The sequence below is a fragment of the Nocardia sp. NPDC057668 genome (assembly GCF_042799795.1).
Taxonomy (GTDB): Bacteria; Actinomycetota; Actinomycetes; order Mycobacteriales; family Mycobacteriaceae; genus Nocardia.
On sequence record NZ_JBHVIC010000001.1, the window covers coordinates 590,941 to 610,264 of the forward strand.

The 19,324-nt window shown below is 68.4% G+C and carries 21 protein-coding genes; 12 read left to right on the forward strand and 9 right to left on the reverse strand.

From position 1 onward, the window contains the following. Window positions 1–34: 34 nt before the first annotated feature. Together ACFVBH_RS02785 and ACFVBH_RS02790 are read right to left on the reverse strand one after the other, a co-directional pair. Window positions 35–2,386 (reverse strand): SpoIIE family protein phosphatase, encoded by a 2,352-nt coding sequence (locus tag ACFVBH_RS02785; RefSeq protein WP_378999153.1) that lies wholly within the window; start codon window positions 2,384–2,386, stop codon window positions 35–37. Next, window positions 2,386–6,636 carry a HAMP domain-containing protein gene (locus ACFVBH_RS02790; protein WP_354985443.1) on the reverse strand — a complete coding sequence of 1,417 codons (4,251 nt, stop codon included), beginning with the start codon at window positions 6,634–6,636 and terminating at the stop codon, window positions 2,386–2,388. The genes ACFVBH_RS02785 and ACFVBH_RS02790 overlap by 1 nt, the downstream gene beginning before the upstream one ends. Before the next feature lie 280 nt (window positions 6,637–6,916). Between ACFVBH_RS02790 and ACFVBH_RS02795 the strand changes: the two genes are divergently transcribed. Beyond that, window positions 6,917–7,936, forward strand: a complete 1,020-nt coding sequence (locus tag ACFVBH_RS02795; protein ID WP_378999156.1) for a hypothetical protein — start codon at window positions 6,917–6,919, stop codon at window positions 7,934–7,936. Window positions 7,937–8,047: 111 nt separating this feature from the next. Here the strand turns inward: ACFVBH_RS02795 and ACFVBH_RS02800 are convergent, their stop codons facing one another. Next, window positions 8,048–8,425 carry a hemophore-related protein gene (locus tag ACFVBH_RS02800; protein WP_378999158.1) on the reverse strand — a complete coding sequence of 126 codons (378 nt, stop codon included), beginning with the start codon at window positions 8,423–8,425 and terminating at the stop codon, window positions 8,048–8,050. Window positions 8,426–8,678: 253 nt separating this feature from the next. Here ACFVBH_RS02800 and ACFVBH_RS02805 point away from each other — a divergent pair, with 253 nt between their 5' ends. Beyond that, window positions 8,679–9,398 carry a class I SAM-dependent methyltransferase gene (locus ACFVBH_RS02805; RefSeq protein WP_378999161.1) on the forward strand — a complete coding sequence of 240 codons (720 nt, stop codon included), beginning with the start codon at window positions 8,679–8,681 and terminating at the stop codon, window positions 9,396–9,398. Between the two features lie 146 nt (window positions 9,399–9,544). Then, window positions 9,545–10,450 (forward strand): hypothetical protein, encoded by a 906-nt coding sequence (locus ACFVBH_RS02810; protein WP_378999163.1) that lies wholly within the window; start codon window positions 9,545–9,547, stop codon window positions 10,448–10,450. A 10-nt stretch (window positions 10,451–10,460) separates the two neighbouring features. Here the strand turns inward: ACFVBH_RS02810 and ACFVBH_RS02815 are convergent, their stop codons facing one another. Further along, window positions 10,461–10,748 (reverse strand): metallophosphoesterase, encoded by a 288-nt coding sequence (locus tag ACFVBH_RS02815; RefSeq protein ID WP_378999165.1) that lies wholly within the window; start codon window positions 10,746–10,748, stop codon window positions 10,461–10,463. Window positions 10,749–10,885: 137 nt separating this feature from the next. Between ACFVBH_RS02815 and ACFVBH_RS02820 the strand changes: the two genes are divergently transcribed. Further along, window positions 10,886–11,434 (forward strand): DinB family protein, encoded by a 549-nt coding sequence (locus ACFVBH_RS02820; RefSeq protein ID WP_378999167.1) that lies wholly within the window; start codon window positions 10,886–10,888, stop codon window positions 11,432–11,434. Here the strand turns inward: ACFVBH_RS02820 and ACFVBH_RS02825 are convergent. Genes ACFVBH_RS02825 through ACFVBH_RS02835 form a run of 3 tightly spaced genes read right to left on the reverse strand, consistent with a single transcriptional unit; the run spans window position 11,421 to window position 13,019 of the window. Next, a complete protein-coding gene (locus ACFVBH_RS02825) occupies window positions 11,421–11,879 on the reverse strand; it encodes a pyridoxamine 5'-phosphate oxidase family protein (RefSeq protein ID WP_378999169.1) in 459 nt (152 codons plus the stop codon). The genes ACFVBH_RS02820 and ACFVBH_RS02825 overlap by 14 nt on opposite strands. A gap of 40 nt (window positions 11,880–11,919) precedes the next feature. Beyond that, a complete protein-coding gene (locus tag ACFVBH_RS02830) occupies window positions 11,920–12,147 on the reverse strand; it encodes a DUF397 domain-containing protein (protein WP_378999171.1) in 228 nt (75 codons plus the stop codon). A 20-nt stretch (window positions 12,148–12,167) separates the two neighbouring features. After that, window positions 12,168–13,019, reverse strand: a complete 852-nt coding sequence (locus ACFVBH_RS02835; RefSeq protein ID WP_378999173.1) for a helix-turn-helix domain-containing protein — start codon at window positions 13,017–13,019, stop codon at window positions 12,168–12,170. A gap of 265 nt (window positions 13,020–13,284) precedes the next feature. On the opposite strand from ACFVBH_RS02835, the gene ACFVBH_RS02840 reads away from it, so the two are divergent. From ACFVBH_RS02840 to ACFVBH_RS02850, 3 genes are all read left to right on the forward strand, one after another. Beyond that, on the forward strand, window positions 13,285–13,608 hold the full coding sequence (locus ACFVBH_RS02840; RefSeq protein ID WP_354985433.1) for a hypothetical protein: 324 nt from the start codon (window positions 13,285–13,287) through the stop codon (window positions 13,606–13,608). After that, complete coding sequence (locus ACFVBH_RS02845; protein WP_354985432.1) at window positions 13,605–13,937, forward strand: hypothetical protein; 333 nt, start codon at window positions 13,605–13,607, stop codon at window positions 13,935–13,937. The genes ACFVBH_RS02840 and ACFVBH_RS02845 overlap by 4 nt, the downstream gene beginning before the upstream one ends. A gap of 61 nt (window positions 13,938–13,998) precedes the next feature. Continuing rightward, a complete protein-coding gene (locus ACFVBH_RS02850; RefSeq protein ID WP_378999176.1) occupies window positions 13,999–14,193 on the forward strand; it encodes a hypothetical protein in 195 nt (64 codons plus the stop codon). Between the two features lie 218 nt (window positions 14,194–14,411). On the opposite strand, the gene ACFVBH_RS02855 is transcribed toward ACFVBH_RS02850, so the two are convergent. After that, on the reverse strand, window positions 14,412–15,380 hold the full coding sequence (locus ACFVBH_RS02855) for an RNA polymerase subunit sigma-70 (RefSeq protein WP_378999179.1): 969 nt from the start codon (window positions 15,378–15,380) through the stop codon (window positions 14,412–14,414). A 112-nt stretch (window positions 15,381–15,492) separates the two neighbouring features. On the opposite strand from ACFVBH_RS02855, the gene ACFVBH_RS02860 reads away from it, so the two are divergent. Next, window positions 15,493–15,864, forward strand: a complete 372-nt coding sequence (locus ACFVBH_RS02860) for a nuclear transport factor 2 family protein (RefSeq protein ID WP_354985429.1) — start codon at window positions 15,493–15,495, stop codon at window positions 15,862–15,864. Window positions 15,865–15,933: 69 nt separating this feature from the next. Further along, complete coding sequence (locus tag ACFVBH_RS02865; protein ID WP_378999181.1) at window positions 15,934–16,236, forward strand: hypothetical protein; 303 nt, start codon at window positions 15,934–15,936, stop codon at window positions 16,234–16,236. Here the strand turns inward: ACFVBH_RS02865 and ACFVBH_RS02870 are convergent. After that, the gene (locus ACFVBH_RS02870; RefSeq protein WP_378999183.1) at window positions 16,212–16,628 is read right to left on the reverse strand and encodes a nuclear transport factor 2 family protein; all 417 of its coding nucleotides are present in this window, start codon (window positions 16,626–16,628) and stop codon (window positions 16,212–16,214) included. The genes ACFVBH_RS02865 and ACFVBH_RS02870 overlap by 25 nt on opposite strands. Window positions 16,629–16,678: 50 nt before the next feature. On the opposite strand from ACFVBH_RS02870, the gene ACFVBH_RS02875 reads away from it, so the two are divergent. The 3 genes from ACFVBH_RS02875 to ACFVBH_RS02885 all read left to right on the forward strand — a co-directional run bounded on the left by ACFVBH_RS02875 (window position 16,679) and on the right by ACFVBH_RS02885 (window position 19,323). After that, entirely contained in the window at window positions 16,679–17,161 is a 483-nt protein-coding gene (locus tag ACFVBH_RS02875) for a MarR family winged helix-turn-helix transcriptional regulator (protein WP_378999186.1), read from the forward strand. A gap of 140 nt (window positions 17,162–17,301) precedes the next feature. Continuing rightward, complete coding sequence (locus ACFVBH_RS02880) at window positions 17,302–18,645, forward strand: hypothetical protein (RefSeq protein WP_378999188.1); 1,344 nt, start codon at window positions 17,302–17,304, stop codon at window positions 18,643–18,645. Between the two features lie 105 nt (window positions 18,646–18,750). Then, entirely contained in the window at window positions 18,751–19,323 is a 573-nt protein-coding gene (locus tag ACFVBH_RS02885) for a GNAT family N-acetyltransferase (protein WP_378999191.1), read from the forward strand. The last annotated feature ends 1 nt before the right edge of the window (window position 19,324 follow it).

The window sequence follows — 19,324 nt, forward strand, 5'->3', positions numbered from 1 at the left end:
CGTCACTGTACAAGACACGCCGCCGCGCGCGGAGCTACGGCGGCGGGCCCTGGCCCGGTTCGACCTGGATGCCGACCACGCAGGTGTCGTCGTCGGTGTCGGCGTCGCTGCCGTCGAGCAGGTGATCCACGAGATCGTCGAGCCCGCCGGTGAACTCGGCCGACACGCGCAGCAGGCGGTCCACGCACACGTCGAGGTGCTCGGCGCGGCGTTCGATCAGGCCGTCGGTGTAGAGCAGCAGGGTGTCGCCGGGCTCGAGCTGGACTTCACCCTCCTCGTAGGAGGTTTCGGCCAGCGCGCCCAGGATGATGCCGCGCAGCTCGGGCAGGTTCACGGCCTGCCCGGACCGGATCAGCACCGGCGGCAGGTGCCCCGCGCGCGCCCAGCGCAGCACCCGGGTCTGCGGATCGTAGAGACCGCAGACCGCGGTGGCGAGGATGTGATCGGTCAGGTGGTGCGCGACCAGATTCAGCCAGGTCAGCATTTGCCCCGGACCCGCACCGGTGGCCGCGAGCCCGCGTAAGGCGTTGCGCAGCACCACCATTCCGGTGGCAGCGGTGATCCCGTGCCCGGTGATGTCGCCGACCGAGACCAGGATGTTCTTGGACGGCAGCACGATGGTGTCGTACCAGTCCCCGCCCACCAGGTGGGCCTGCTCGGTCGGCTGATAACGCACCGCGATGCGCAGCCCGAACGCGTCGGTGTAGGGCTGGGCGTCGGGCATGATCGCCTGCTGCAGCTGCCGCGCCAGACTGCTCTGTTCGGCCGCGTGTTCCTCGGTGTGGGTGAGCCTGTCCCGGGTGGCCGACAGCGCGATCTCGGTCCAGTGCTGCGCCGAGATGTCCTGGTACGCACCGCGAACCGCGAGCAGGTGCCCGGCTTCGTCGTGCACCGGTTCGGCGATGATCCGCACGTGCCTGATCACGCTGTCCGGCCGGATCAGCCTGAACGCGGCCGAGGTCGGGCGGCGATACTGCAGCAGCGTGCGCAGGAACCGCCGGACCGCCTCGGAGTCGGCCTCGTGCACGTGCCCGGGCAACTGCGCCAGCGGAATGGGATCCGAACCCGCGGACACCCCGTAGAGCGCGAAAAGCTCGGCACTCCAAGTGATCTCGCCGGAGGCGGCGTTCTCCTCGAACCCGCCGACCCGGCCCAGACGTTGAGCGTGCTGCAGCAGCGCCGCCAGCCGCGCCGCGTCGTCCTCGAGCCGCCACACGATCAGCACCGCGTCGTCGTAGCGGCCGATGCTGAGCGCGGCCGCGACCGTCAGCGGCACCTGGTCGACGAGCTCGGTCAGCAGCACGCGGTCCGCGCGATAGCTCTCCCCCGTGGCCAGCACGCGCTCGATGCGCTCGAACAGCCGGCCCTCTTCGGCCACCATCGGATACGTTTCCAAAAACAGCGCGCCGTTGATCAGTCCGCGCGGCCGCCCGGCGGGGTCGATGAAGGACGAATTCACATGGTGGATACGGAAATCGGTGAGTGCTCCGTGCTCGCGCTGGGGCACCAGCACCAGCGCCGGATCGAACAGTCCGTCGGCCAGGCGCACCAGCCCGGCCGCGTCGGAGCGGTCCGAGGACTGCACCGCGAGCGGATCCGATTCGAAGGTGTGCGCGCACAGCTCGCCCAGCGCCGCCAACTGCCGGCGCACCTGCGGCGGCTGCGGTTCGATCGGCTGGGGCCAGCACACCTCGAGGACACCGCGCAGACTGCCGCCCGCGCCGACCGGAACGGCCGCGCGCCCGCCCCGCCGGTCGCCGATCGAGGGTAGTCGCGAGGCGTCGAGATCCTCGATCCACACCGCCTCGCGCGTGAGCAGCGCCTGCCGGGCCGGGGTCGCCAGCCCCGGCGGCACGTACCGCCAGCGTTCGGCCTCCTGCACGCCGATACCCGCGAACCCCACCAGCGAGAGCGAGGCGTCCGCGCCCGCGGCCCAGATCACCACCGCGGTCGCGCCCAGCGGCGCCAGCGCGTGCTCGAGCACCGATTCGGCCACGCGCTGGGTGTCCCCGTTCGCGGCGAGCAGCGCGCTCTCCGCGGTCCGCAGGCGCACCGCCGCCCCGTCGGAATCGGTTGTGCGCCGCAGGAGTTGGCCGACCGCTTCGCTGATCTTGTCCTGCGCGGCCTGGTTGACCAGATCCGCGGCCAGCTCGAGCACCCCGACGCCCGCCTGCCGCGACAGCGACTCCAGCTGCTGCGCCGCCTGCGCGGGCCCGCACCGCAACCGCTCGACCAGCACCCCTTTGGCCATCTCGATCAGCGCGCGCCCGTCGGCGGTGGCCTGGGCTTGCTGAATCTGCGTCCGCAGCCGGTCCACGGTCGCCGCGAGCCGGTTGACCACCACCCCGTTCAGCCTGGCGGTCGCGGCGTCACCGTCCTGCTCCATCAGGCGCCGAGCCAGTGCTGGATTCGGCCGAGCAGCGCGTCCGCGTCCACGGGTTTGGTGACGTAGTCGTTCGCGCCCGAGGCCAGGCTCTTGTCGCGGTCGCCCAGCATGGCTTTCGCGGTCACCGCGATGATCGGCAGGTCTTCGTAGCGCGGGATCTCCCGGATGGTCGCGGTCGCGGTGTACCCGTCCATCTCGGGCATCATGACGTCCATCAGGATGAGATCGGTCTCCGGGTGTGCCAGGAGCTTGTCGATGCCTTCGCGCCCGTTCTCCGCGTGCAGCACGCTCATCCCGTGCAGTTCCAGAATGCTGCTGAGCGCGAACAGGTTTCGCGCGTCGTCGTCGACGATGAGCACGGTGCGCCCGACGAGCTCGCCGACCGGCTGCTGCGGGGCGACGGCGGGCGCGTCCTCGCGCCGCACCAGCGGCACCACGTCCCCCGGGGCCTGCGCCATGACGTGCAGGGCGATGCGCTCGCGCAGTTCGTCCAGGCTCGACAGCAATTCCAGGGGCTGGCGCTCGATGCGCTGCTGTAGCAGTCGCTCCTGTTCGGAATCGAGCCGGTGATTGTGGGCGAGCACGGGCACGCTGCTCAGCGCGGCGTCCCCGTCCATGGTCTGCAGGAACGCCAGCGCCGCGTCGCCCGGCAGGTCCAATTCCAGTACGACGCAATGGAATGCCTCCGCCGCCATGGCCGCGGCCGCCTCCTGCACCCCCGTCGCGCTGACCACCTGCACCGGCCCGCGCGGGTCGTTGCTGTCGGCCAGGTCGGCCACCGCGCCCTGGGCGACCAGCGAGAGCAGACCCTGCGGCCGCTGCTCCACCACCAGCAACCGGCGCTGGGGCTGGGGCCCCGCGAGCGCGAGCTCCGGGCGGTCGTCCGAGCGCTGCTCGTCCTCCCGCTCGGTCAAGGCGCTCTCCTGGAAGTCCGGCCGCGCGACCGGCAGGTACAGCGTGAACGTACTGCCCTCGCCCAGTGTGCTTTCCGCGGTGATCGCGCCCCCGAGCAGGTAGGCGATCTCCCGGCTGATCGACAGTCCCAGTCCGGTGCCGCCGTATTTGCGGCTCGTGGTCCCGTCTGCCTGCTGGAACGCCCCGAAGATCGATTCCAGCTGATGCTCGGCGATGCCGATGCCGGTGTCGACCACCCGGAAGGCGATCGCGGACCCGTGCCTGCGCATGGCCGCCGGCAGTTCGCGCGCCTGCGGCGGCTCGATCCGCAGTTCCACCGTGCCGGTTTCGGTGAACTTCACCGCGTTGGACACCAGATTGCCCAGCACCTGCCGCAGCCGCGAATCGTCGGTGAGCACGTCCAGGGGCAGGCCGGGCGCGGTGGTGATGCGGAATCCCAGGCTCTTCTGCGTGGTCATGGGGCGGAAGGTCGCCTCGACGTAGTCCAGCAGTTTGCGCAGCGGCACACGCGCGGGGGTGATGTCCATCTTGCCGGCCTCGACCTTGGACAGGTCCAGGATGTCGTTGATCAGCTGGAGCAGATCCGATCCCGCCGAATGGATGATGCCCGCGTACTCGACCTGTTTGGGCGAGAGGTTGCGAGAGGGGTTCTGCGCCAGCAACTGTGCCAGGATCAGCAGGCTGTTGAGCGGGGTGCGCAGCTCGTGGCTCATATTGGCCAGGAACTCCGACTTGTACTTCGAGGCCAGCGCCAGCTGCTGGGCCCGGGTCTCCAATTCCTGTCTGGCCTGCTCGATTTCGAGGTTCTTGGCCTCGATGTCGCGGTTCTGCATGGCCAGCAGAGCCGCCTTGTCCTCCATTTCGGCGTTGGAGCGCTGCAGCTCTTCCTGACGGACCTGCAATTCCTCGGAGCGGACCTGCAATTCGGTGGTCAGGCGCTGCGATTCCACCAGCAACTCGTCGGTGCGGGCGTTGGCGATGATGGTGTTGACGTTGACCCCGACCGTTTCCATGAGCTGGTCCAGGAAGTCGCGGTGAATGCGCGTGAAGCGGTGCAGCGACGCCAGTTCGATCACCCCGAGCACCTGATCCTCGACGCCGATCGGCAGCACCAGCAGCGTGTTCGGCGCGGTCTGCCCGAGCCCGGAGGCGATGGTCAGGTAGTCGCCGGGCACGTCGTCCACCGCGATGGTGCGACGGCTGCGCGCGGCCTGCCCGACCAGCGACTGCCCGAAGGTGAACCGTTGGGTCCCACCGGGTTCCTGCGGGCTGCCGTAGGAACCGATCAGGCGCAGTTCGGGCCGTTCGGCGGTGTCGTCGGCCAGGTAGAACGCGCCGTACTGCGCCGAGACCAGCGGCGCCAGCTCGTCCATGATGAGCTCGGCGACCACGTGCAGATCGCGCTGGCCCTGCATGAGCCCGGAGATGCGCGCGAGATTGGTCTTGAGCCAGTCCTGATCCTGATTGGCCTCGGTGGTCTCGCGCAGCGACTCCACCATGGAGTTGATGTTGTCCTTGAGTTCGGCGACTTCGCCCGAGGCCTCGACCGTGATCGACCGCGTCAGGTCGCCCTCGGCGACGGCGCTGGTGACCTCGGCGATCGCGCGCACCTGCCGGGTGAGGTTGCCCGCGAGCTCGTTCACGTTCTCGGTCAGGCGTTTCCAGGTGCCCGAGACGCCTTCGACCTCGGCCTGCCCGCCCAGCCGGCCCTGCGAGCCGACCTCGCGCGCCACGCGGGTGACCTCGGCCGCGAACGCCGAGAGCTGATCGACCATGGTGTTGATCGTGGTCTTGAGTTCCAGGATCTCCCCGCGCGCGTCGACGTCGATCTTGCGGGTCAGATCGCCCTGGGCGACGGCTGTGGTCACCTGGGCGATGTTGCGCACCTGATTGGTCAGGTTGTTGGCCATGGAATTGACGTTGTCCGTCAGGTCTTTCCAGGTGCCGGCGACGTTGGGCACCCGCGCCTGCCCGCCCAGCATGCCCTCGGTGCCGACCTCGCGCGCCACGCGCGTGACCTCGTCGGCGAACGCGGACAGCGTGTCGACCATCGTGTTGATCACCCCCGCGAGCGCGGCGACCTCGCCCTTGGCCTCGACGGTGATCTTCTGGCTCAGATCACCGCGCGCGACCGCGGTGGCGACCTGGGCGATCGAACGCACCTGATTGGTGAGGTTGGAGGCCATCACGTTGACGTTGTCGGTCAGGTCCTTCCACGTACCGGACGCACCGCGCACGGTGGCCTGCCCGCCCAGGTTGCCCTCGGTGCCGACCTCGCGGGCCACGCGCGTGACCTCGTCCGCGAACGAGGACAGCTGATCGACCATCGTGTTGATGGTCTCCTTGAGTTCGAGGATCTCCCCGCGCGCGTCGACGCGGATCTTCTGCGTCAGATCACCGCCCGCCACCGCCGTGGTCACCTGGGCGATCGAGCGCACCTGCGCCGTGAGGTTGTCGGCCATGACGTTCACCGATTCGGTGAGGTCCTTCCAGGTGCCGGACACCCCCTTCACATCGGCCTGGCCGCCGAGCCTGCCGTCGGTGCCGACCTCGCGGGCCACGCGCGTGACCTCGTCGGCGAAGGCCGAGAGCTGGTCGACCATCGTGTTGATGGTGTTCTTGAGTTCGAGGATCTCCCCGCGCGCGTCGACGCGGATCTTCTGCGTCAGATCACCGCCCGCGACCGCGGTGGCGACCTGGGCGATCGAGCGCACCTGCGCGGTGAGGTTGCCCGCCATGAAGTTCACCGAGTCGGTGAGGTCGCGCCAGGTGCCGGACACGCCCTTCACATCGGCCTGCCCGCCCAGGATGCCTTCGGTGCCGACCTCGCGCGAGACGCGGGTGACTTCGTCTGCGAAGGAGGACAATTGGCCGACCATCGTGTTGATGGTGTTCTTGAGTTCGAGGATCTCGCCCTGCGCGCTGACGGTGATCTTCTGGCTCAGGTCGCCGCGCGCGACGGCGGTGGTCACCTGGGCGATGTTGCGGACCTGGGCGGTGAGGTTGCCCGCCATGGCATTCACCGAATCGGTGAGGTCCTTCCACGTTCCCGAGACCTCGGGAACCTCGGCCTGCCCGCCGAGCTGGCCTTCGGTGCCGACCTCGCGAGCCACGCGGGTGACCTCGGAGGTGAACAGCGACAGCTGATCGACCATGCCGTTGAAGACGGTCGCGATCTCGCCGAGCAGCCCGTCGGTGTCGGTCGGCAGCCGGGTGCCGAAGTCACCGTCGCGCACCGCCGTCAAACCGGCCAGGAGCTGGCGCAATTCGACCTGATCGGTGTCCGCTCCGGCCGCCTTGGCCGACGCGCGGGCCGGTGCTGACGCGTCCGTCATGTCTGTCCTCGCTCTGGTCGATTCATCGGGCCGGGCATGGGATTCTGCGCGCTCACCCGCAGGTGAACTCTACGTTTCCGCTCCCGGACATGTGAATCCATTGGCGCACAAGCCAACAGCCCGCAGCACCGAACGGCTGGTCGGTTCGCGGCACGGACGGGCGGTCCGGCGCCCCCTTGTGTCGTGCGCCACACCGGAGTTACGGTCTAATCCGAGACTGAACAGTCTCAGAGTTGATCGATCGGGCTCGGCGGTTCCGATCGGGTGAAGGCGGACATCAATGATGAAGTCCAGTGCCGGGCGGCGCGTTCTCGCTCTCGTCGCGGCGTTCGGGATCGCTGCCGGGGTGGGCGGAGTGCGCCCCGCGACCGCGACGGCCGATGACATCACACCGGGGACGACGGCGCAGTCCCTCTTCGACACGGCCGGACCGCACGGGGTGACAACCTCGACGGTGACAAATCCCTGTCAGGAATCGGTGTTCGGCATGATCGCCCACATCGTGGTGCACCTGTCGGGCAATGTCGACGATCTGCGGTGCACGCAGGCGTTTCCGTACGGATTGCAGTCGCCGATCGGGGTGAACACCTATTTTCCGGCGGACATCGCCGACCTGGACAGCGCGCCGTTGATCCTGTTCGAAGGCGGAATCACCTCCAACCCCGGGCAATACGACGCCCTTGTCCGGCAGTGGACCGGCCACGGCTTCGTGGTCGTGGTGTCCTACGACTTCTTCAACTCGCTGGCGTATGTGCCCGCGATCGGCTTGGCCACCGCCGTTGCCCAGCAGCGGGATCCGAGTTCACCGCTGTTCGGCAAGATCGACCTGAGCCGCACCGTGCTGGCCGGCCATTCCGGCGGCGGTCAGGCCACGCTCCAGGCGGCAGCCCTGTTCCCGCCGATCGCCGGCGCGATCGATCCGGCCCTGCGCATCATCGGCGCCCTGGCGATCGAACCCGGCCCCCTGGCCCTGGGCTCGTCGATCACCGTCCCCACCCTGTTCCTCACCGGCTACAACGATGTCGTGGTCCCCGACTTCGCCTGGGTGCGGTGGTGGGAATACAACCTCGTGTCCGCCGCCCCGGCCTGGATCGCCAATGCCCGTGGGGTGAGCCACTTCTCACCGGTCGACGGCCCCGGCAACTACCGATCGTCCGGCGCCGCCGTGGCCTGGCTGCGCTACATCGCCCTCGGCGACGACACCGCCGCCCGGTTCTTCACCGGTCCCGACTGGCGTCTGCGCGACGATCCGACCTACTACAGCGTGGAACGCAATCCGCGGGCGAACGCCCTGCCCTGACGGAAGTCCCGGCGAGCTCGGGTACGCGTGCTCCGCAGTCACGCGTACCCGATCCACGCGGTGTCGCTCAGCCCCCGGGGGATCCGGGCGCGCGCGAGCCGCTTCCGGAACTCAGTACTGGCTACAGGTCGCGACGACCTCGTCCATCTGGCTGCCGAAGGCGGAGCTGTCCTGCGCCACCGCACCCATCTGCTGCTGCTGGGCGATGAGCGCCTGGAACGCGGCGCGGCGCTGTTCGACCGGCTGGTCGTAGGCGGCCTTGATCGCGTTCTTCTGCGCCGGCGCGGCGTCGAGCTGGGCCGCGGTCTCGGGCGAGACCTCGTGCAGCGCGGCATCGATCTGACTGAACGAACAGCTCGAGTTGAGGATCGGCTCGAGATCGCCCATCGGATCGGCACTCGCCGCGCCCGCACCGGTCAGCATCGCCGACAGAGCGAAACCGGCGAGTACCGCCGAACGAGCGAAGCCATGCGAACTGATCAACCTCATGAAAAAGCGATTCCTTCCAGTAGCGTCAACACTGTGCGAATCCGGCCCCGGAATGAGCCGGACAGAAGGGATTTCGGAGCCGCGCCGCCGAAGGTTTGGTTATCTAGCGAACTTTCGGACAACTGTTTCGAGCACGCGCGAGACGGGTATTGAACCTCCTGTCGTGTCCCGTCGGCGAGCGTGCCGAGCGGCGGCAGGACCGCGTTCGAGGCCGCGACACGCGGTACGACCGCGAAACCGGGAGAATGGTCCGATGCTGTCCAATCCCGTTCCGCCACTGCTCGACACCGCCGCGCTGGAGCGTTCCGCGGTGGTCGCCAACAACGCGATGAACCGCGATCGCGGGCTCTCCGGAGTGAACAGTTATGCCCGTGATCTGGGCTTCGACCCCTACGAGCGGTTGGCGGAGCGCCTGCGGGCGGACCCAGACGCCGCGGTCACCTGGATCGACATCTGCTGCGGCTCCGGCCGGGCGCTGCTGGCGGCCGAGCAACGCTTCGCCGCCGAATTCCCCACCGCCGACATCACCCTGGTCGGGGTCGACCTGGTCGACCACTTCCGGGCCGCGCCCGCCACCCCGCGCCTACGCCTGATCACCGCCAACGCAACCGACTGGCAACCATCTGGCGCCGCCGATCTCATCACCTGCGTGCACGGTCTGCACTACATCGGCGACAAGCTGGCGCTGCTGGCCGCCATGACCCGCTCGCTCACACCCACCGGAACCCTGGCCGCGCAATTCGACCCGGCCCTGATCCGCCATCCCGACGGCACACCGGCCACGCGAAAAGTCGTGGCGGAACTACGCAAATCCGACTTCACGTACGACGCCCGCCACCACCGCCTCACCGCCGGGGCATCTCGTCCGGCGCGGTTTTCCGCCACCTACCTCGGGGCCGACGACACGACCGGCCCTGGCTACACCGGACAGCCCGCGGTCGCCTCGTACTACCGCTGGGAGGGCTCCCGCTAGGCACGCCGCCGTATCGGTCGTCCCGCCTCCCGGGAACGCCACGTCGCCGAATCAATCTGCCGCCCCGGCACTCTCACGGTGTCATGCATCCGCGCGCGCACGCCCGACAGAACCCCGCGAACGCCCGCGTCGAATATCCTGTATCGGTGGCGGCTCGAATGCGCGACGACGACCTGAACCCGCGCCGGCTCTTCGGTCTGCTCTTCGCCGCTGCCTCGGACCTGGGTTACACCATTCTCCCGGTCGGCCCCGACGAGATCATGGTGTCCGACAACGACAGCATGACGACCCTGACCCTGGAGCACATTCGCCGCCGCCTGCTCTTCGAACCGGCCGATCACTGGCCGGCGATCGTCAGCGACCACCTCGGCACCGTGGTCGCGGCCACCGCGGTCGACCGCGACGCACCCCTGGACGTGCACAGTTTCCCGGCCATGCGCGCACTGCTCAGAACCCGCGTCTACCCCGCCGCGGCCGCCGCCCGCAATCTGGTGTGGCGCGAATGGGCGCCCGGCCTGATCCAGCGCCTGCTCATCGACAAGGTGCACACGGTGATGCCCGTCGAACGCGCCTGGACCCACGAATGGCCCCCCGACACCGAACTTTTCACCCTGGCCGAGAACAACGTGCGGGCCGACGGCGACGTATCCCTCGCACCCCTGCCCCTGGGCGATTTCGACGCGCTGGCCACGAACCTGCCGATCTTCCGCATGGCGGGCTCGGAGTACCTCACGACGAATCTCCGCTGGCTCGACGACTACCCCGTGGTCGGCCCAGCCGGCGCCCTCTTCACCGCCCCCGCCCGCCAGCGCGTGTACTGCCACCCCATAACCGACCTGGAGGTCCTGCGCGCCCTCCTGGTCCTGGCCCGCTTCGGCACCCTGGTCTACGAGACCGACCCCTGGCCGATCAGCCCCTGGCTCTACCACTGGCACGAAGGCCGAATAGACCTGGCCGCCACCACGAACCACGTGAACAATCAGGGCGAGGTGACCCCGACCCCGGTCTTCGAAACGTTCCTCGGCACCTTGGGCCGCACCACGGATTCGTGACGCCGACCAGTCAGCCAGGGGTCTGCCCGCATGCCTTGATCCGGCGCCGGACCGCATCGGGATCGTCGTGATTGCCGACAACGAGATGTATCGGTAGCGGGAATCGCTCGAGCAGCTCTCGCAGCTGCTCGTACGCGGCGCGATGACCGTATTCCACGAGGTCGCCGGTGATCACGACGCAGTCCGGGCGTGGATCGAGTGACAGGACCCGCCCGAGCGCGAGATGCAAACCGGCGGCGGGCGCGGCGGACAGCGCGTCGGCGCGCAGATGCGGATCACTCAAATGTGCGAGCAGCACGGTCCCTCCCGATCCCTCGGATCGCAGCCTAACCCGGGGCCGACGGCCGCGCCGGGCATCGCGGCCGCGGCCGCCGACGGTGGCAGCCGTGCCAAATGTGGTTGCCGCGCACCGAGTCGGCCCGGCAGGATGCGGCCGTGACTACCTCGCGTACCGACGTGCTGCGTGACCAGTTCGAGCTGGTGTGGGCGTTGCTGGACTACCACCTCGAGCGGCTGGACGACCACGACTTCGGTTGGGAACCGGCCCAACTGACGTGGAACGTCCGGGCGGACGGGAACGGCGGCTGGGTTCCGGACTGGGCCGATTCCGAGCCGGATCCGATCCCGGTTCCCACCGTCGCGTGGCTCACCTGGCATATCGGGTGGTGGTGGACCGTTGCGATCGACCACGGGCGGCATCGGACTCCGCACGAGCGCACCGAGATTCGCTGGCCGGGGCCCGGCTCCGCGACCATCGCATGGTTGCGCGACCTGCGTGCGCAGTGGCTCGACATCCTGGACACGCTCACCGACGCCGAGCTCGACGCCCCGGCGGAGTTCCCGTGGCCGAGCGACGCCGGTAAAGCGGTGGTGCACGCGGTCGCCTGGGTCAACGCCGAATTGATGAAGAACGCCGCCGAGATCGGTCAGCTGCGACTGCTGCGCGCCGCGAACACCGCCGGGAGCGACGCTATCCCGCGCTGATGGTCCGGCGCGGACTCGCCGGAAAATTCTCCTCGTCGAACAGCACCCATTCGCTGACCGCGATCTCGTACAGCCGGGAGGCAGCGTCGGGCATCGCGCTCAGCACACCGCTCGCCCTGGGCCAGCGCGCGGCGAAGGCGGCGGCCACGTCGTCGTTGCCCGTCCCGGGCAGCTCCCGCGCGACACCGGTGAACGACACGCCCCGCCCGGTCAGCCCGAGCTCGGCCGGCGGGTTGTCGATGATCGCCCCGGCCACCGCCGGGTTCCCATCGATGTTCTTCGAGTGCAACCGATCCCGGCGCGAGATGAAGTGCAGCCGATCCGGCCCGAAGCTCGGCAGGTACCACACGCTGCACACCCGGGGCGTGCCGTCGTCGCCCACCGTGGCGAGCTGCATGAGCCCGCCCCCGGCGACGTACTCCTCGAGCAGTCGGCGTTCCTCCATGGCTACACCGTAGCCGCGCGCGACCGCGCCGCCCGCCACCTCACGCCGCGACGGCGAACTCCCCCTCGCACACTCCCGCGAGGAAGGCGGCCCACACCGCGCCGGACACCGCGAGCATCGGCTGCCGCGCCGGGTCGTTGGCTGGATCACGCAGGTATTTGCTGTCGCGAATGAGCACCAGATCCCCGTCGAAGGCAACCTCGACGCACTCGCCCCCGTTCGACCCGCTGTAGCTCGATGTCCGCCAGGATAGGGCAGGGGTATTCATGTCAGGCCGCTCCGAACTCATCACTGCAGGTTGGCAATCCGTGCCGCGATGAGATCGGCGGACTCGGAGGCCGGGAGCGCCGCAGCGCGGATACGGTCGGCCATCATCTTATACAGCCGAACCTGCTCCTGGTCCTGCACGTAGAGAGCGCCTGCGGCGAACTCCAGGTAGCCGATGCTCTGCGCGGAATCGAAGTCCAGCAGCATGAATTCGTCGTTGATCCCGTCGTGTACCGCCACCCGAGTAGGCATGATGCGCACCTCGACATTGTCGAGCCGCACGAGATCCAGGAGGTGCCGCAACTGCTCGACCATCACCTCCGGACCGCCGACCAGACGATCCAGGACAGCTTCCTCGAGCACCGCGACCATGCGCAGGGGATGCTCGCCGTCGGTCAAACGCTGACGCGCCATCCGGCTCCGAACGACCTGCGGCACATCCATGAGCGCGATCTGCAGGCCCGCCTCCAGCAGCGCCGTCGCGTAGCGCTCGGTCTGCAGCTGCCCGGGAAAGACTTTCGACCGGTACACGAACTGACCGCAGGCCAGTCCCTCCAGACCGATGAAGGTGCGGAACCAGTCCGGCAACACATCGGAGAACGGCGCCCACCATGTCGTGCGGTCCGCCTGTCCCGCCAGTGACGCGATGCGGTCGACGTGCTCGACATCTGCGCCGTACGCCCGCAGCAATGCCGTTGTCTCGTCCGGCTTTTGCTGCGTCTTGCCGGTTTCCAGGTAGTTGATCTTGGGCTGGTTGCACCCCAGCACCTTGGCCGCCTCGGATTGCTTGAATCCGGCCCGCTCGCGCGTGATCCGCAGGTCGTGGCCGATCAAGAACCGCAGTGCCGCAGGGTCGGAACGACGATCGGACACCTCAACCTCCCACCTCGGCCATCTCGGCTGACCTAACGAATACTACGTCGGACATATCGCCCCGGTTTCGCAGTACACATCTCGACTTGTATATATACAGACTAGTATTGAGCCTGCCACTACACGACACTTCCGTACGGTTCAGTCGCACGTACGGCGCTCTCAGGGCGGTGACGCACATGTCCAGCAGTGCTAGTGAAAACCCCGAATCGCGCGGTCCGTTCCATCATTCCGCAACTCCCACAACGGCATTGGGGCAAGGTCGATGAACCCCCTCCCGCCCCTCGCCTACGGTTACCTCCGACTCGACCTGCTCGACGCGAGCGCGATCGAGAGCCATCGGCGCCGGCTATCCACCGCCGCACGCGAACTCGGCTGCGAGCTGGGCACCGTCTTCCTCGAGCCGCATCCGCGAGACGAAACGGTCCCGTCCGCGTTCCTGGACCTGCTGCACGAATGCCGGCGAGCCCAGGCGCGCACCGTCATCACCCTGTGCGGGCACCTGACCGGCCTCCCGGTTCCGCACGACTGTCTGCTCGGCGTACTCGCCGACCGCGCGGCCGCCACCGTCTGTGAGGTGAATCCGTGACCAGCGCATACGGAATCGTGCGCAGCGACAGATCGGGCGAGGACACCGGCGACCACATCGGCGCGCTGCGCCGTTTCGCCCGGCACCACGGATTCGACCTGCGCGCCATCCTCGTCGAACCCTGCGACAAGGATTTCAGCCTGCTGCTCGCGACCTTCGCCCCGTCGGGTATCCGGGCCGTCATCGTCCCGGACGTCCTGCACGTCTCGGGCTGGCTCGACGCCATGCGGCAGGACGTGGATGTGTGGTCCTTGACGCCGATCGGGCACTGGCCGCGAAATCCGCTGTCCGGCAAGCCTGTCGAGTTCATCCCCGGCATAGATCGCTGATCGAGCATCGGCCGGGCTCACCGAAACCAATCATGGAACGACCGGAGAGAAGGTGGCGGAGATGCTGCACGGTTGGCTGCTCTTCGTGATCGGTATGGGAGTGGGCGCTCTCGGCGTATGGCTCGCGACCCTGGCACGCGCCATACCCGCGCGCGACGAGTGGACCGTGGAGGCCATTCGCTCGCGCATCGAACGCGAACGCTCCATCATCCGGACCCCGCACGCCGCGCTACCGACCGGCCGTCACGCGGCCTGAGTCACGCCCGGGCAATCGAATACCCGATGCGCCACAGCGTGATTCACGGTCGACCCAGCGCGCCGTTGAACATGCCGCCGGTCGGAGCGCGGCCGGCGTCCGCAGCCGCCGAATGCGGGGATGTCGATGCCGTACTCGCGCCCGCGGCGACCGCGCGGGTGGTGGCCGCAGCGCCGATAATCACGGTTGCGTTGCCGGTCGCAGCCAGGATGCACGTCTCACGCATCCAGCGTCATCGGCAGATCGAAGTGCGGAAACACCTCGGCGGGCGGGAAGTGGGTGAGCATACCCACGCCCTCCCCCGCGAGACCGAGTACGAGCAGCCCCGTGGCACGGAAATCCGAGTCACCCGCGAGCCTGGCGTAGACCCCGAACGCCGGACCACCGTTCGCACGCGTACCCATGAGCCGCAACGGATTTCGATCCCGGAACGCCGGCACCCCGCGCAGGAACTCCGCGATCACCGCGCGGCCCTGATACTCGTGCGGCCACGGCGGCATGGTGAGCCACGCGTCGTCGGTCAGCAGCGCCACGACCGCATCCACATCGCGCGCCGAATACGCGGCCGCGAACCGCCGAGTCAACTCCCGCTCGGTGTCCGAACCACGCCCGGGCGGATCCACCGGCTCGGCATCGCCGTGCAGCGTCGCCCGCGCGCGCTGCAACGCGGCTTTCACCGCGGTGGTCGTGGTGCCGAGCATGTCGGCGACCTCGGACCCGCTGAACTCCAGCGCATCCCGCAGCACCAGCACCGCGGTCTGGCGCGGCGGCAACCGCTGCAACGCCGAAATAAAAGCCACCCCAACCGATTCCATTGCCTGATAGCTCTTCTCCGGATCGAGCAGGCTGTCCGGAAACGGCTCGAGCCAGCCCACATCCCCCGCCCGCGTGGGCTCGGGAACCTCGAAGGGCAACGGCGGCGGGGGCCGACGGCTCGCGTCCCGCCGGGCGTTCGAGCAGCGATTCGTGGCGATCCGATACAGCCACGTCCGCACCGAGGAGCGCTCCTCGAACTCCGGCAGCGCCCGCCACGCCGCCAGCAGGGTCTCCTGCACGACGTCCTCGGCATCGTGCAGCGACCCGAGCAGTCGATAGCAGTGCACCCGCAATTCACCCCGATAGGGCGCGGTGAGCTGCGCGAACGCCAATTCGTCCCCGCCCCGCGCAGCAGTCAATGCCTCGGTCATGCCGCCATCGTGACATCTGTGGCCGACATTCGCCGGGACGCCACCGGTCCGTTCACGAGCGGGTCGGTGTCTATACCGATGACCGCTTCTCACCGATCGAATCGAGACCGACATGATCACCAACGACAGTCCCGCCGTCCGCGTCGCCCTGGAGTACTTCCACGCCTGGACCGGTAAGGACATGGACACCGCGATGAAGTACGTCGCCGAGGACATCGTCTGCGACGCCCCCGCGGGCCGCATCGAGGGCGCGGCCGCCTATCGCGCCTTCCTCGAGCCGTTCAGCCAGATCCTCGTCGGCGCGACGATGTTCGCCGCCTTCGGGAACGACACCACGGCCCTGGTCATGTACAACACCTCGACCCTCCCGGTCGCCGACGGCCCGGGGGCCGAACTCGTCACCGTTGTCGACGGCCGAATCACGCAGAGCCGCTTCATCTTCGACCGCCTGCCGTTCGAGGCCGCGAGGTCTGCGGCACACTGATTGCGAACGATGCCGGGCTCCGGATCCACCGGGGCCCGGCGTCCTCGGGCATCGGCAATCGGAGGCGCGGTGAGCTTCTGGACCCTCATCGGCTGGCTGGCGTGGAGCGCGAGCTTCGTGAACATCGCCGCCGTCTGCCTGCAATTGCGCCGCATGTGGGCCTCGCGCAGCGCCGAGGGCGTCTCGCTCGGCATGCTCGCGATCTTCGTCTACGTGCAGTCCGTCTTCTGCCTGGCGGGTTTCCACGAGCGCCAGTGGGCGCTGCTCTACGGGATGCTCGGCAGCTTCGTGACCACCTGTCTCACGATCGCGGTGGCGGTGCGCCTGCGCAGGACAGGCTATCCCGATCAGGCGGGCACGAGCGGCTCGTAGCAGTCGTAGTTGCGCTGGGCGATGATCTTCCCCTCCCGGAATTCCAGCACCGTGGCGATGTGCGCCCGCATGACATGACCGACCGGCAGGTCCCGCACCGGCACGGCCAGCGTCCCGGTCCAGAGCACCTCCAGCACGACCTGCTCGCCCATCGCGATCGTGTTGAGCACCTCGAAGTTCTGCGCGCTCAAGCCTTTCCGCCCCGCCGCCGAGGCTGCCTGCACCTGGTCGAGGCTGCGCACGTTCCCCTGCGGGAACAGCGCGTTCGGCAGCTCGTGGTGGGTGAAGTCCGGGTGGAAGAACGCGGCCAGCTCGGCTCCGCCCGCGAAGTCCGACACCGCCCGGTGGTAGCGCAGCGCGATCTCGACATTGGGATTCTCGATGTTCGACATATTCACAACCATAGTTGCACAACTAAGGTTGTGCAACGCAGAATGTCCCCATGGCCGCCGACCTCGATCCCCGCTCGCTCGACACCGGAACCCTCGCGCTGTTCGCGGGCCAAGCCGCCGCGGCACAGGTTCAGGCGTCCTTGAGCGAGGACGGCTTCGGCGATCTGCGCATGTCACACGGCTACCTCTTCCAGCACCTGATCGCCGGCGAGCCCACCATCACCGAACTGGCGGCCCACCTTTCGATGACCCAGCAGGGCGCGTCCAAAGCCGTCGCCGAGCTCGAGCGCCTCGGCTACTGTGAACGCACGCCCGACCCCTCGGACGCCCGCATCCGGCGCATCCGCCTGACTCCCCGCGGCCACGCCGCCGTCGCCGCCGCCCGCCGCGCCCGCGCCGCTCTCGAAACCCGCCTCGCGGCACGGTTCGGTGAATCGCATCTCGCGGCACAGCGCACGTTCCTCACCGAACTGCTCGCCGAACTCGGCGGGATCGAGGCCGTCGAACGCCGGGCGGTGCTCCCGCCCCACTGATCACGATCCCGGTTCTCCGGCGCGTCGCGCACGACTTGCCTTGCCGGGACATCGATTTCACCCGAACCGCTTGACCGGACCGGGCGCGTCGCCGGACCATCGAAACTCAGCACGGCCGGCGAGAGCGAAGCGAGAAGCCGATGAACAAGACCAGCTTGAACAGCGGCAATCTGCTCCCGCCCGCCGGGACGAACAAGGGGTCCGCGCTCGCGTCGGGCAACTTTCTGCGCGTCGGTGACTACTTCTTCAAACAGGGCCCGCTCTCGGGTTTCTACGCGGTCCTGCAAGCCAACGGCGACCTGCGGTTCTATTTCGCGCGCCCCGGGGCGACCGGCGGGGCCTACGCCGACATCGACCCGAATCAGCCATACTACTCCGCGGTGGGCGACGCCGGTTCCGCGCACATCGACCCGAAGTGGAAGTTCAATCCCGCGCAGACCAACGGCCAGTACTTCGCGACCATCCAGAACGACGGCAACTTCGTCATCTATCGAGGGACCGGGCCGTCGGACAACAAGGGTCCGTGCTGGGCCACGAACACCTGGCAGCGCGGCCCCGGTCCGAAGTACTGGGCGGTCTTCGCGCCCGACGGCAACCTCCAGATCGGCTCCGCGCCCGAGGGTGTCGTGCCGGACAACGGGTTCGACCCCGCGTTCATCACCTGGAACTCGAGCCAGAGCTACGCCGCGAACCGGGTGACAACCGGCAACACTCTGCAAGCCGGACAATGGATTTCACGCAACACGCTGCTCCCTTCGGGGAACGGCAAATACGGTCTGACGCTGACCGACACGGGTGCGCTCACCCTGGTGTGCGGCACCCCGCCCGGCAGCAGCATCCAGACCGCGCGGCAACCGTACTGGAGCAACCGCGTCACCAAGCCCGCGTTCCCGTGCTTCGCGGTCATGCAGACCGACGGCAACCTCTGCGTCTACAAGGGCACGGACCCCGGCCACAATCAGGGCCTCTACTGGGCGATCTCGACCAAGGCCCGCCCGCAGGGCAGCTACGTCACCACCATCACCGACGACGGCACCCTCGCGGTCTATTCCGGCGCCGATCCGACCACCGCCGCACCCTCGATCTGGAACAACGCGGCCCCCGCCAACCCCACCGACGCCGTACTGACGATCGTCTCGGGCAACAACCAAACCGTGCACGGCGGCGGCATAGGCAACGACTGGACCTCCGCCGCGCCCCTGTCGGTGAAATACGGCCGGGCGAACGGCGTGCCCTTCCCCGGCGTCCAGATCTACTTCGCCCCCTACAACCCCCAGGGCCAGGCGATGCGGATCTCCTTCGACGGTAATTCCGAACAGGCGTACGCCTCCTACCCCACCGACAACACCGGCGTGGCCACCACCCCGAAGGTCTGGGTCTTCATCCTCAGCACCGCCGGGACGACGTTCGACATCCGCGCGGCCATCGGCTCCTATCGCGGCGATCCCCACATCGACTTCATCATCCACGGGCTGGATCCGTAATCGGTCGATTCGGCTCGGGAATGCGGCTGTGCATTCCCGAACCGGCCGGCGCGCGGGCGAAAAACGATTTGTCTCGGTACAGGCCCCACCGCCACTATCGCCTGTATGGACCTCGAACTCTCGCCTGCTCTGGCACCGGGCGTCGGCCCTCCGCAGCGAATCGAGTTGGAGGGCCTGCTGCTACGCCGCTGGCAGCCGGAGGACCTGACCGCACGGGTCGAGGCGCTCACCGAATCCTACGAGCACATCCACCCGTGGATGGAGTGGCTGGCCGAACCCCCGACCATTGCGAAGCAGCGCGAGTTCGACGAGACCGTCGCCCAGGGCTGGCCAACGCGCGACCGCGCCTTCAACTACGGGATCTTCGACGGTGACGGGACCCTGCTCGGCGCGATCGGCCTCCACGACTGCCTCGGCCCACCGGCGCTGGAGATCGGCTACTGGTGCCATGTGAAGCACACCGGGCGCGGCGTGGTGAGCCGCAGCGCGGGCGAGTTGACCCGCATCGCATTGGCCCTGCCCGGCATCAAGAGCGTCGAAATCCACTGCGACGAAGCCAACGTCCGCAGCGCCGCGGTCGCGCGCCGACTCGGCTATCGCCTCGACCGCATCGAACCCCGCGTGCAGAGCGCTCCGGCCGAATCCGGGCGTGGGATGTTCTGGGTGAAAGAGCGATAGC

Bases quoted from the DNA above. Each gene is read 5' to 3' on its own strand.
- ACFVBH_RS02785 (WP_378999153.1), bottom strand. From the start codon at position 2,386: ATGGAGCAGGACGGTGACGCCGCGACCGCCAGGCTGAACGGGGTGGTG.
- ACFVBH_RS02790 (WP_354985443.1), bottom strand. From the start codon at position 6,636: ATGACGGACGCGTCAGCACCGGCCCGCGCGTCGGCCAAGGCGGCCGGA.
- ACFVBH_RS02795 (WP_378999156.1), top strand. From the start codon at position 6,917: ATGATGAAGTCCAGTGCCGGGCGGCGCGTTCTCGCTCTCGTCGCGGCG.
- ACFVBH_RS02800 (WP_378999158.1), bottom strand. From the start codon at position 8,425: ATGAGGTTGATCAGTTCGCATGGCTTCGCTCGTTCGGCGGTACTCGCC.
- ACFVBH_RS02805 (WP_378999161.1), top strand. From the start codon at position 8,679: ATGCTGTCCAATCCCGTTCCGCCACTGCTCGACACCGCCGCGCTGGAG.
- ACFVBH_RS02825 (WP_378999169.1), bottom strand. From the start codon at position 11,879: ATGGAGGAACGCCGACTGCTCGAGGAGTACGTCGCCGGGGGCGGGCTC.
- ACFVBH_RS02830 (WP_378999171.1), bottom strand. From the start codon at position 12,147: ATGAATACCCCTGCCCTATCCTGGCGGACATCGAGCTACAGCGGGTCG.
- ACFVBH_RS02840 (WP_354985433.1), top strand. From the start codon at position 13,285: ATGAACCCCCTCCCGCCCCTCGCCTACGGTTACCTCCGACTCGACCTG.
- ACFVBH_RS02850 (WP_378999176.1), top strand. From the start codon at position 13,999: ATGCTGCACGGTTGGCTGCTCTTCGTGATCGGTATGGGAGTGGGCGCT.
- ACFVBH_RS02855 (WP_378999179.1), bottom strand. From the start codon at position 15,380: ATGACCGAGGCATTGACTGCTGCGCGGGGCGGGGACGAATTGGCGTTC.
- ACFVBH_RS02860 (WP_354985429.1), top strand. From the start codon at position 15,493: ATGATCACCAACGACAGTCCCGCCGTCCGCGTCGCCCTGGAGTACTTC.
- ACFVBH_RS02870 (WP_378999183.1), bottom strand. From the start codon at position 16,628: ATGTCGAACATCGAGAATCCCAATGTCGAGATCGCGCTGCGCTACCAC.
- ACFVBH_RS02875 (WP_378999186.1), top strand. From the start codon at position 16,679: ATGGCCGCCGACCTCGATCCCCGCTCGCTCGACACCGGAACCCTCGCG.
- ACFVBH_RS02880 (WP_378999188.1), top strand. From the start codon at position 17,302: ATGAACAAGACCAGCTTGAACAGCGGCAATCTGCTCCCGCCCGCCGGG.
- ACFVBH_RS02885 (WP_378999191.1), top strand. From the start codon at position 18,751: ATGGACCTCGAACTCTCGCCTGCTCTGGCACCGGGCGTCGGCCCTCCG.